Source organism: Caballeronia sp., from assembly GCF_028292365.1.
In the GTDB taxonomy this organism is placed as follows: Bacteria; Pseudomonadota; Gammaproteobacteria; order Burkholderiales; family Burkholderiaceae; genus Caballeronia.
The window spans coordinates 16,781-27,876 of the sequence record NZ_JAQGMM010000041.1; the positions used below are offsets into that span (position 1 = coordinate 16,781).

Below are 11,096 nucleotides of genomic sequence, written 5' to 3' on the forward strand. Positions count from 1 at the left end.
TCAACCGGCAGCGGCGCTGCGCGCTTGCGCCAGCGTCAACGGGACACGCATGGCTTCCGCCAGCCGCGCGGCAGGCGCTTCGCGGTCGCATGCAACGGCCGCTGCGACGTGGCCATCCTTCAGCAGATAAGCGATGAACGCCTGAGCATCAAGATCGCCGTCGATCACTACTTCGTCGTGCTCGCTCGCATGGCCGAGATATTCGACGCGCTTGCCGAAGTGATAGGTCCAGAAATACGGCACGCCCGTGTAATGCTCGTCGGCGCCGGCCATGTTCAACGCAGCGACACGCGCGTGTTGTTGGGCGACGCGCCAGTGTTCTATGCGTAGCGTTTTGTCCGAGCGTGGCAGGGGGAATTGCGCGATGTCACCAGCGGCGTAAAGACCGGGGGCGAGACCGGCGACGTGCATCGATGAATCCACGGGAATGCCACCGTCATCCGCTAGCTCGACGCCTTGCAGGAAGTCGGTAGCCGGGCGCACGCCCGTGCCGATGATCACCAAGTCGACCGGCAATTTTTCGCCGCTATCGAGTTCAGCCTCTTTCACGACGTCATCGCCCAGGAACGCGGTGACTTTGGACTCCATGCGAAAGACCACGCCGTTTTTCTCGTGCAGGCGTTGAAACATGCGGCCTAGTTCATCGCCGAATTGCGAGCCGAGCGGCACCTTTCCTGGAGCGATAACGGTGACGTCCATCCCTCGTTTTCTCAGCGATGAAGCCACTTCCAGCCCGATGAAACTTGCGCCCACGATCAGCGCTTTTCTCGCGGCTTCGAGCGAGGAAAGAATCGTGGCGGCGTCGTCTCGTGAGCGCAGCAGGAAAACGCCGTGCAAGTTGGAACCGGGCACATCCATTGGCTTGGGGATACCCCCTGTGCAGATCAGCGCGGCGTCGTAATTCAGGGTGAGCTCGTTGGACAGATCGATTTGCTTCGTGCCGGCATCGAGTCTCTCGACGTTTGCTTCAACACGCTCAATACGCTGCGTCGACAGGAAATCGTCGGGCAAAAGCGGAGGGATCTTCTCGGGCGGCATGTCGCCGGCGAGCACGAACTTGCTGAGCGCCGTGCGATCGTAGGGCATGCCGTGCTCGGGCCCGATCAGCACAAGACGGCCATCGAAGCCGGCTTCGCGCAGCGTGGCGCAGGCAGCCGCGCCCGCAGCGCCCGCACCGATCACTGCCATCGTGCGTGTGTCTGCAGCCGGCGTGCGCGCGGGCTCATTTTGCGCGTGCGGTGAAACCAGTACGTCGCCGTTTTCAATCGCTACCGGATAGCGTTTCAAACCGGCCAGCGGCGGCGGTTCGATCAGGCTGCCGTCGGCAACCGCGAAGGTGCCTTTATGCCACGGACAAACAATGCGTCCATTGCATATCGCGCCCTGCTCGAGCGGCGCGCCGGCGTGTGGGCAATCGGCTGAAAACGCATGTACCTGGTCGCCTTCGCGGACCAGCAGGATGGGGGTATCGGCAATGCTTACGCGCGTACCCTGGTCCTCTCGAAGATCGTCGAATCTTGCTGCTCGCTGCATGGAACCGGCCATATCGCACTCCCGTCAGTCGTTCTCCGGGTTTCAGCAAAAAGCGGGCCGTCGAACCTGGACTACGGGCGATGCGTGAATGGCTTCCTATTTTTGGTTCCGTGCTAACGCAGCGCCGCTCACGCCGCGATCCGGTCCAGCGACACCGAGTCGCCTCGTACGGATTGAAGAATAAGCGCCGCGAGTTGTTGCACCGGTGGCGTGGGCGTAACCGACGCCCGCACAAGCGACAGCGGCAGCGACGGCAGCGCGGGCAATCCCAGATCCCGGCCCTCGAATGCACTGACGGAAGCGGGCAGGCCATAGCGCGTGCGCACGGTCAGTCCAAGGCCTGCTGCCGCGGCGGCCCACAGGCCGGAGAGACTCGGACTCGTGAACGCCACGCGCCACTGGATATTCGCGCGATCGAGCGCGTCGGTGGCGGCGCTGAAAAACAGGCAGGCGCGATCGAACGCAACCAGTGGCAGCGGTTCTGCTGGATCAGGATTCCAAGGCAAGGTTGATGAACCGATCCAGCACATCCCGGGCTCGGCGATCATCTCGTGCCGGTCGCTGCCTGGAAATTCATGCGCGAGAGAGACCGAGTCGTCCCAGATCAGGGCCAGGTCGAGGTCGTTCGAATCGATCCGGCTGAGCAGTTCCGTATTGCGCGCGACCCGTGCCTCGATCCGCACTTTCGGATGCGCCCGCGAGAACCGGCCCAGGACATCGGGCAGCATGGCTTCGCCAAAGTCCTCCTGCAGCCCAAGCCTGACCCAGCCTTCGAGGTCGGGGCCGCGCACGGCGACAGCGGCTTCGTCATTGAGATCGACCAGCCTGCGCGCGAACCGCAGCATGGTTTCACCCGCTTCGGTGAGCGCGAGATTGCGCCCGGCTTTCTTGAACAGCGGCGCGCCCGACTGCTCCTCCAGTTTCTTGATCTGCGCGCTGACGGCCGAGGTCGAGCGCCCGACGCGGTCCGCCGCCTTCGCGAAGCTTCCCAGCTCCATGCCGACCACGAAGGTCCGCAGCGAGGCGACATCGAAATTGGTTTGTGACATGGTCGATCATCCTGTTTTGTCGAATCATCAATCAATATTACTTGATATTCAGGACGATGATAAGCCGCGACACTACGTCCATCGACAGCATTCAAGCGAGAAAAGCATGGAAACTCAATCCGCAATCCCGTTGCCGGCAACGCGGCCCCGCGAACTGGGCGCGTCGCACCGATGGAAAGTGCTGGGCGTCGGCGTGGCCGCGAACGTGAGTTTTTCGGCTGCCGCTGCGGGCATTCCCACGACTGCCGTCTGGCTTCGTGCGGATTATCACCTCGGCAATGCGGCGCTCGGGCTGGCGCTGGGGGCTATGGGGCTGGGGGTGGCGATCACGGAGTTACCGTGGGGCGTCGCAACCGACCGCTGGGGTGACCGGCCGATCTTGCTGACCGGGTTGGCCGCGACTGCTGCCGCGTTGCTCTCCATGATGTTGTTCGTCGTGCCGTCGCATGCGGGCGTTCCGGGTTTGTTATGGCTCGTGACATCGATGTGCCTGGTCGGTCTGGTCGGCGGGAGCGTGAACGGATCCAGCGGGCGCGCGGTCATGCGCTGGTTCCAGGAAGGCGAACGCGGCCTGGCGATGAGCATTCGCCAGACCGCCGTGCCGCTTGGCGGCGGCCTGGGCGCGTTGATCCTGCCCTGGCTTGCCTCCACAGGCGGATTCCGGCCGGTGTACGGGGTGCTGGCGGCCATGTGCGCGTTCTCGGGCGTGCTAGCCTGGTTCTGGTTGCATGAGCCGCCAGAGTCGCCTGTTGCAGCGCATGCCGGGTCGACTGCGAGTTCACCCATGCCGGCCGCGCCGGTGGTCGCTCCGTTGCGCGACCGGATGATCTGGCGTGTCGTGGCGGGCATCGGCATTTTGTGCGTGCCACAGTTCGCGGTGCTGACTTTCGCTACCGTGTTTTTGCATGACTTCGCGCATGTCGGCATAACGGGCATTACCGCGACGATGGTCACCGTCCAGCTCGGCGCAATGATCATGCGCGTCGCGAGCGGCCGTTTCACCGATAAACGTGGCAACCGGCGGGGGTATCTGCGTGGGTCAACGCTGGTCGCGGTGGCATCGTTCGTGGTGCTGGGAGCTGCGGTGGCATTCGGTCAGCGGGTGCCGGAAGCGTTGCTGATGGTGCTGATTGCGTTCGCCGGGATCTGCGTGTCCGCGTGGCATGGCGTGGCCTACACGGAACTCGCGACGCTGGCCGGCAAGGATCGGGCGGGCACAGCGCTCGGGATGGTCAATACCGCCGTGTATCTCGGCTTGTTCCTGACGCCGCTGTGCATTCCGCATTTGCTTGCGGTCGGATCGTGGGGCGTTGTCTGGCTTGCTGCCGCTGTCTGCGCATTGGTCGCCTATCCGTTGTTTCCGAAACCGGTGAAGTCAATGAAGCTCGCGGCTCGGGTGTTGTAACGGATTCTGTAATGGCATTGGTCTCGGTCAGTTTGAGGAGGGCGGTTTAACGTGTCCTCCCGCCTTCGCTGGATTCCCATAACCGTCTATACGGGTCGAACCATTCGCTTGCATCTTTCAAGGCCGCTGCGGCGAGGCGGCATGGACGGCGTTGCGCGTCGCGTTCACGCACGATCAGCCCGGCATGCTCGAGCACCCTTAGATGTTTGGACACGGCGGCGAGCGTCATGTCGAATGGCTCGGCAAGCTCGGACACTGACGCCTCGCCTCGGACAAGCCGCGCGAGGATTGCCCGCCGGGTCGGATCGGCGAGCGCCGCGAAAGTCGAGTTGAGAAGATCGGTGTTCACGCGTGCACCTGATGGTTCGTGAGGTCAGCGGATCGCTCACCACCAGGTATGGTTGAAACAGACGGGCGGAATGTCAAGGTACGAAAGGGGCGAGGGCTATTCGTCTATAGGTTGGAGACTTTATTTCGATGTTCCAGATCATCACTTTGGTGCAAAGGCGCCGGACCGAGCCGCGCTTCAGCAGAAAAAGCGTGTTGCCGCTACTATTCCGAAGATGAAAAATCTGCCGGATTACGCGTCTCGAACGCTTTTAAACCCCCTTTACGATTTCGTCGAACGGCATCCGCGGCTGTTCGTTTTGTCTGGTGCTGGAATTAGTACGGAATCCGGAATACCTTGTTACCGGGATACTGAAGGGCAGCGTACTGGTCGAGCGCCTATTTTGCTAAAAGACTTCATGGGCTCGGAGTTTTCCCGCAAACGATATTGGGCGCGCAGCATGATCGGCTGGCCGTTGGTTGCGGGTGCTGCACCGAATGCCGCGCATCTCGCGGTGGCGCGACTCGAGCATCTGGGCCTGTTCGAAAGGCTTGTTACGCAGAACGTCGACGGGCTGCATACGAGCGCGGGCAATACGGACGTGATTGAATTGCATGGGAATATTGGTCGGGTTCGATGCATGGAATGCGGCGACGAGACCTCGCGCGCGGCGCTCCAGCAGAGACTTATCGCCGATAACCCCAGCTTCGTTGGCCTGGCTGCGTTGCCGGTGGCGGATGGCGATGCGCAACTTGAGGGTTACGACTTCGATGCTTTCCACGCACCGTCTTGTACGCGCTGCGGTGGTCTACTCAAGCCTGACGTGGTGTTTTTCGGCGAAGGTGTGCCACGGACCCGCGTGGACGCGGCGGCAGCTGCGCTTGAGCAGGCCGATGCCATGCTCGTGCTCGGTTCGTCGTTGATGGTGTATTCGGGATTTCGCTTTTGCGAGTGGGCTGCGCGTGCCGGCAAGCCGATCGCGGCGGTCAACCTGGGGAAGACGCGGGCTGACGCGCTATTGCAACTGAAAGTAGAGGCGCCATGCGGGCCGACGCTTGATGCGCTGGCGAGCGAACTCGAACGGTAGTGTTCGCTCGCTCGCCGGCGGACGCGGTTGGGGGGAGCGCTGCTGCGTTGGCTATGTGTTTCGTCGTGCGTAGAAATTCGGAGGAAGGTTGTTCGCGGATAGCGCGGGGTGAACCGGAGGCAGGTTCAATCACTGGTGGCGAAGCGTGTGGGTATCTGTGTACGGAGAAGGAGGGGTTCACACATCCGTGGCTCTGGCGAGCACCGTGCTTTTGGGGCACCCATGAACAAAAACTGCACGCTGTGGACACTTAGGGTAGCGTGGTTAAAAGCGTTTTCTTTGCTTCGTCTCTTTGTCGCTAAGGACCAGGAAATGACGCGCTGCCACGCGCAGTGGCTAATAGCGATAAAGAGAATAGCGAACTCAAGCAGGCCACTAAGCTAAGCAGCAGCAACCCGGCACTGACTCAGACCGCTAACGCAGGAACCTAGCAACCCAAGCGCAACCCCGACCACTACCCCAAACCCGCCAAACGCCCCAAACCCCGTCCACCGGCGCGAGCGAAACTAACTATCGAGTTCTTGCTCACGTCTCACTCGCGCTTCCTCTTCAAGCCGGATGTCTTCAATTTCCTGCATGACAGCTTCGAGATCCACCGGAGTGGTGTCGACTTCCACGTGACCCGTGAGCTTTGTATCGATTGCGAGCAGGCCCGCTTCATACAGCGCCCACATCTCCTTGCCATAGCTCGCCTTCAGCAATTCAGGCGCGAACTGGCCGAAGTAGGTCGCGAGGTTATCGACGTCACGTTGCAGCATGGCTGCCGCTTCGTTATTGCCGGCGGCATCCACGGCCTGCGGCAAGTCGATGATCACCGGACCATCGGCGGCCAGCAGGATGTTGTATTCGGATAGATCACCGTGAATCATGCCGGCGCACAACATGCGAACGACTTGGCTCAGCAGCAGTTCATGCAGCTCAAGCGCGCGCGCGTGGCTCATGTCCACGTCATTCAGACGCGGCGCAACGTCGCCCTGGGCATCTACTACCAGTTCCATCAACAACACACCATCGGTGCAGATGTACGGTTGCGGTACACGCACGCCGGCATTGGCGAGGCGGAACAGCGCGTCGACCTCGGCGTTCTGCCACGCTTCTTCCTGCATCTGGCGGCCGTAGCGCGTGCCTTTTTCCATCGCGCGCGCTTGCCGGCTGTTTTTCACCGTGCGGCCTTCGCGGTATGAAGCCGCTTGCCGGAAGCTGCGCTGCTTTGCGTCTTTATAGACCTTCGCGCAACGGGTGGAGTCGCCGCTGCGCACGACATAGACGGTCGCTTCCTTGCCGCTCATCAACTGGCCGATCACCTCGTCGATCAAACCTTCTTCCAGCAACGGCAGCAGCCTTTTTGGAGTTTTCATACGGCCACCGCATAGGGGAGGACTTCGCGGAAGCCGCGAAGGGGGTGGCAGGCGGGGAGGCAGGAAATTGGAATCATGGCGGATTATAAAGGCAACGCGGATTTGCCCGGGCAGAAGTGCATGCGTGGGCTGGGCGGGACCGGTTTCCTTAGGCTCATTCAAACGACAACGCCGCGGCGAAAGTGCCCAAAGTGCCCATGCGGCATTCCGTTCCAGCTTGCTCTTTGTCATGCCCTTGCCTGACCAATTGCGCGAATCAGCCACGCTTGCTTTGCAAAACAAAGGCAGCGCACGCCTTTCAGCCCCGTCTCTCAGCTCCTTCACGCCTTATTCGCCTAGCGAGCGCGCCATCAGGCGCCTCTTTGCAGGTTAAGCACATTGCCAGCTTAGGGATTTAAAGCGGATTTACAAAAGCTTTCCATACTGATTTTTTATTCCTTCGCTTGAGCCAATCTCCACGATTGCACCCGGCCATTTCCGCCACCGCCGCGGCCCTGCGTCATTGGAAATCACGCCAAACGCTCGTTTTGAGAAATGATCAAAAATGCTTCTGTTTTGATACACGACTCCGAAGAGCTTGTTTGATATTCGTCTAATCAATCCCTTAATACATTGCTGTTTATGACAGTACAACCCTTCAAAGAGCTTTTATCGTTTCTGTTTAATTAGACGATATTCTGAATTACCGATTAATAATCAGACGTTACAACGTGTTACGTCTTTTTTACTGTCTCAAAACGTTTCGTCTGTGTAACATTCATTCCCACACGTAGGCAGAACATGCGTTCTTTTTAATCGCGGCGTTTTGGCGGATTTTGCCAGCGATCCTGCCAGCCCTTCCTCCTGATTCAATCGATACCGAGTTCCTCAAGGGCGCTTGGGGGAGAAGGTTTGCCCGGTTCAGGTCCATCGCTACGCATCGCTACGATCAGGCAGCCATTCAAATGAATACACACCCTTTGCAACCTTCACACTTTTTGCGCCCTCTACTCAGTTATTCACTATGTTCAGTTGTGCTAGCGTTGGCGGCATGCGGCGGTGGAGGGTCCGGCGACCCGGCCAACTCCAGCTCCACCGCGGCGACTAGCGGCGGCGCGGGTGCGGCCGCGAGCGCATCGGGCGCGTCGGGCACAGCCTCCGGCGGGACCGCCGCGACCACGTCGGGCACGACGGCAAGCACCGCTGCGGGCACCACGGGTTCGACTGGCGCTGCCAGCCCCGCTGCTGTTGTTTCGCCCTCCGCGATCGCGAGCGCCGCGTTGCGCATGACCTGCGCGTCGCCGGTCACCGCCACCGGTTCCTCATCCAGCGGCGTCATTACAGCCGATACCCCGAGCACTGATGGCACGCGCATGTTTGCCTCCGGCAGCACGTTCCCGATGGTGATTACCGCCAGCCCGTCGGCCGCGGACACGCTCGCGTGGTCAGTTAACGACAGTCTCGGCAACGCCGTCGCCAGCGGCAGTTTCCCCGCGCCGGCCGGCGCCAGCACCACGACGCTCAGTTGCACGTCGACGCTGGCCGGGTACTTCGCGATCTCGGCGACGCTGGCTAAAGCCGGCGGGTCTGTGCAGACGGCTGGTACGCGCCCGACCGGGATGGCAACCTTTGGCGTGCTGCCCAATGTGACGGCGAGCGTGCCCACGCCGACCTATGCGCATCAGGAACAGCATCGATTCGGCATGCAGGGCTTCAACGGCTGGACCGGAATGCTCAATGCGCTGGGCATTACGTCGACCATTGATGACCGCCAACTGTCGGTCACAGAGCCGAACGGCCCCAACAGCTGGGCACCCACGGCCACGGCAACCGACACGGGTTATACGTCGGGCCAAATCATGCGCCTGGTTCGCCTCGACGGAATTCCGGCATGGGACAGCCCGACCGGCGCCTTCAACGAAAGCTCGTATTTGCCCACCAACCAGGCGGGGTACCAGGCATACATGAGCCAGGTCGGCACCGAAACGGAACAGATGCGGCAGAAGTACTCGCCCGCAATGGCAAAAAATTACTACCAGGTGACCTGGGAGCCGAACCAGTTCTGGCTGGATACGAACGCGAATTTCGTACAGCTATACAAACTGGTTTATGCCGGCCTCCACGCGACTGATCCGAACGCGGTCGTCATGGGTCCCGCCGACGCGTTTCCGTCGCTCACCACGCAGCGCCTGCAAACCATGGCGCCGCTGGGTCTCGCCCAGTATCTTGACGGTATCGCAACGCATGGTTACTACGATGCCGGCACGTCGCCGTCGCATCCGCCCGAGCGTCTTGCGACCGACCCGAGTCCCGCCAACGCCGCGAACGCGTTGACGAACTCGATGCGCAACCTGCGCCAGGAAATGCAGAAGGACTATAAGCCGGGTATGAAGCTGTTCGTGACGGAGACGGGGATCAGCTACGACATCGGTACGTCGTATGGTCCCAATTATCCGACCTCGAATGTCCTGTTCGCGCAGGGCGCGGTGGTGGCGCGCACGCACATCATCATGCTGGGTGAAGGCGCCGACCAGACCTACGTGTTCTATGGTGCGGACTATCCGGCCGAACCGGGTTACGGCACCTTCTTCGACCTGGCTGACCCGCAGGGCGCGTACGGCGCCACGAACGTGAGTCCGAAGCCGGCAGCGCTGGCGGTCGCGGCAATGACACGTTTGCTTGACGGCACGACCACGCTCGGGCCGGTGAACGGCACGCCGTCGGGTGTCTATGCGTATGGATTCCAGCAACGTGGCACGGGAATCCCGATCACCGCACTGTGGACCCACAACAACGCAGTGTGGAGCACGAGTACCGGCTTCAGCCAGACCTATAGCGTCAGCTATAACCTGACCGTCGACGCGGCGGGAACGAGCGGTACGGTGCAGGTCCTGGACTGGATGGGCAACGCGACGACAGTGGCCTACAGCAACGGCGTGGTCACGCTGAACCTGACTGAGATGCCGATGTACGTGGTGTCGAAGAATGCGAGCGTTGCGCAATCGAACTCGACGGTGCCGCTAGGATATACGGGTGCCTGAGCTGGCTTCATGAGCTAGCTACCCGAAGCCTGGTGTGTACTGAATGAAAGAACGCCGCTGCGAGTCTGCTCGCAGCGGCGTTTTCTATTGATAGCTCACATTTCAGCTTCCGAGTGCCGGGTCAGACATGCTGCTCTTGCCGGTTTCCACGTGTCCTGCGAGACGCCGCACGAAGGTGGTGTCCGAGGCGATGGTGACGCTCAGGTCGTACCAGCCATACGACGCGCGCAGGTCGAGATAGAGGCTCTCGGTGTCGCCGCCACGCACCTGGCGCGTGATGACCGTGCCGGGCGCGTAGGCGTTCGCTATGCTGAACTTGCAGCTTGTCGTGCCCAGGTTCTTCAGGCGCAATTGCAGGTTGCCGTTGGCGACGTCGTAACCCTCGGCCACTTCCGGCAGCGCCTGCTTGTCATTCCACCAGTGCTGCTGGACCGCCGTGCCGGCAAAGCGGCGCAGGAAGCCGTTCGGACCGTACACGATGAAGTCGTACGTATTGGTGGCGGTCAGCGGGAACTGGTCCTGCAGGCGTTTACCGGCTTCGACGGTATAGCAGCTTGGCGCGGTCAGGCTGTTGGCCGTGTACACGAGGAAGGTTGCGCCGGCATCGCCTGTATTGATGAAATCGAAGCTCACGCCCTTGCCCGTATTCGTTTGGGCATGAACAAAGAATTCATAGGGCAACGCGCGGGCGGGGCGCACGCCGGGTTCCTGTTTCGGGATTGCCTGAACCGCGGGCGGCACCGGTACATAGTCAGGATGACGAATCTGTTGCGTTGGGGCGTAGCCGCTCGTGTCCGGCAAGGCGGGAACTGCGGCGTTCGGGTTCTTGAAATTGAACGCGGACGTCAGGTCGCCGCAAATCGCCCGGCGCCACGGCGTGATGTTCGATTCGGTAACGTTTGCGCGCGAACCAAAGCGCGTTTCAATAAATTGAATCACCGAGGTATGGTCGAACAGTTCCGAGCACACGTAACCGCCTTTTGACCACGGCGAGATCACAAGCATGGGCACCCGTGTTCCAAGGCCGTAGGGACCCGCCTGATAGCTGCTGCTGCCCGGGAAGATCTCATTCACGGTACTGACCGTGGATTTCCCGTTCGCGGCGGACGAGGGCGGGAACGGTGGCACGACGTGATCGAAGAAACCATCGTTTTCGTCGTAGTTGATCAGCAGAACCGTCTTGCTCCAGACTTCTGGATTCGAGGTGAGAATTTGCAGCACCTGATCGACGTACCACGCGCCATAGTTCGCCGGCCAGTTCGGATGCTCGGAGAATGCTTCGGGCGCGACAATCCACGACACTTGCGGCAGCGCGT

At 61.0% G+C, this 11,096-nt stretch carries 9 protein-coding genes; 3 read left to right on the top strand and 6 right to left on the bottom strand.

Annotation, left to right across the window (positions count from 1 at the left end; genetic code table 11):
- Both JWR14_RS02400 and JWR14_RS02405 read right to left on the bottom strand, forming a co-directional pair.
- Positions 1-1,545: an FAD-dependent oxidoreductase gene (locus tag JWR14_RS02400; RefSeq protein WP_299700669.1), complete on the bottom strand. Its 1,545-nt coding sequence runs from the start codon at positions 1,543-1,545 to the stop codon at positions 1-3.
- 116 nt (positions 1,546-1,661) lie between these two features.
- Positions 1,662-2,582 carry a LysR substrate-binding domain-containing protein gene (locus tag JWR14_RS02405; RefSeq protein ID WP_299700672.1) on the bottom strand — a complete coding sequence of 307 codons (921 nt, stop codon included), beginning with the start codon at positions 2,580-2,582 and terminating at the stop codon, positions 1,662-1,664.
- 106 nt (positions 2,583-2,688) lie between these two features.
- Here JWR14_RS02405 and JWR14_RS02410 point away from each other — a divergent pair, with 106 nt between their 5' ends.
- A complete protein-coding gene (locus tag JWR14_RS02410) occupies positions 2,689-3,987 on the top strand; it encodes an MFS transporter (RefSeq protein WP_299700675.1) in 1,299 nt (432 codons plus the stop codon).
- Between the two features lie 46 nt (positions 3,988-4,033).
- Here the strand turns inward: JWR14_RS02410 and JWR14_RS02415 are convergent, their stop codons facing one another.
- Complete coding sequence (locus JWR14_RS02415; protein ID WP_299700678.1) at positions 4,034-4,336, bottom strand: metalloregulator ArsR/SmtB family transcription factor; 303 nt, start codon at positions 4,334-4,336, stop codon at positions 4,034-4,036.
- Positions 4,337-4,550: 214 nt separating this feature from the next.
- Here JWR14_RS02415 and JWR14_RS02420 point away from each other — a divergent pair, with 214 nt between their 5' ends.
- Complete coding sequence (locus JWR14_RS02420; protein ID WP_299700681.1) at positions 4,551-5,402, top strand: NAD-dependent protein deacetylase; 852 nt, start codon at positions 4,551-4,553, stop codon at positions 5,400-5,402.
- 506 nt (positions 5,403-5,908) lie between these two features.
- Here JWR14_RS02420 and JWR14_RS02425 read toward each other — a convergent pair.
- Both JWR14_RS02425 and JWR14_RS02430 read right to left on the bottom strand, forming a co-directional pair.
- Positions 5,909-6,760: a PA4780 family RIO1-like protein kinase gene (locus tag JWR14_RS02425; RefSeq protein ID WP_277050168.1), complete on the bottom strand. Its 852-nt coding sequence runs from the start codon at positions 6,758-6,760 to the stop codon at positions 5,909-5,911.
- Between the two features lie 994 nt (positions 6,761-7,754).
- Positions 7,755-8,114 (bottom strand): hypothetical protein, encoded by a 360-nt coding sequence (locus JWR14_RS02430; RefSeq protein WP_299700691.1) that lies wholly within the window; start codon positions 8,112-8,114, stop codon positions 7,755-7,757.
- Between JWR14_RS02430 and JWR14_RS02435 the strand changes: the two genes are divergently transcribed.
- Complete coding sequence (locus JWR14_RS02435; RefSeq protein ID WP_299700694.1) at positions 8,113-9,780, top strand: hypothetical protein; 1,668 nt, start codon at positions 8,113-8,115, stop codon at positions 9,778-9,780. The two genes, JWR14_RS02430 and JWR14_RS02435, sit on opposite strands and share 2 nt — an antisense overlap.
- Positions 9,781-9,882: 102 nt before the next feature.
- Here JWR14_RS02435 and JWR14_RS02440 read toward each other — a convergent pair.
- Positions 9,883-11,096: alkaline phosphatase family protein (locus JWR14_RS02440; RefSeq protein ID WP_299700697.1), on the bottom strand; the 1,214-nt coding region annotated here is incomplete at its 5' end.

Bases quoted from the DNA above. Each gene is read 5' to 3' on its own strand.
- JWR14_RS02405 (WP_299700672.1), bottom strand. From the start codon at position 2,582: ATGTCACAAACCAATTTCGATGTCGCCTCGCTGCGGACCTTCGTGGTC.
- JWR14_RS02430 (WP_299700691.1), bottom strand. From the start codon at position 8,114: ATGCGCGTGCCATCAGTGCTCGGGGTATCGGCTGTAATGACGCCGCTG.
- JWR14_RS02435 (WP_299700694.1), top strand. From the start codon at position 8,113: ATGTTTGCCTCCGGCAGCACGTTCCCGATGGTGATTACCGCCAGCCCG.
- JWR14_RS02400 (WP_299700669.1), bottom strand. From the start codon at position 1,545: ATGGCCGGTTCCATGCAGCGAGCAGCAAGATTCGACGATCTTCGAGAG.
- JWR14_RS02410 (WP_299700675.1), top strand. From the start codon at position 2,689: ATGGAAACTCAATCCGCAATCCCGTTGCCGGCAACGCGGCCCCGCGAA.
- JWR14_RS02425 (WP_277050168.1), bottom strand. From the start codon at position 6,760: ATGAAAACTCCAAAAAGGCTGCTGCCGTTGCTGGAAGAAGGTTTGATC.
- JWR14_RS02420 (WP_299700681.1), top strand. From the start codon at position 4,551: ATGAAAAATCTGCCGGATTACGCGTCTCGAACGCTTTTAAACCCCCTT.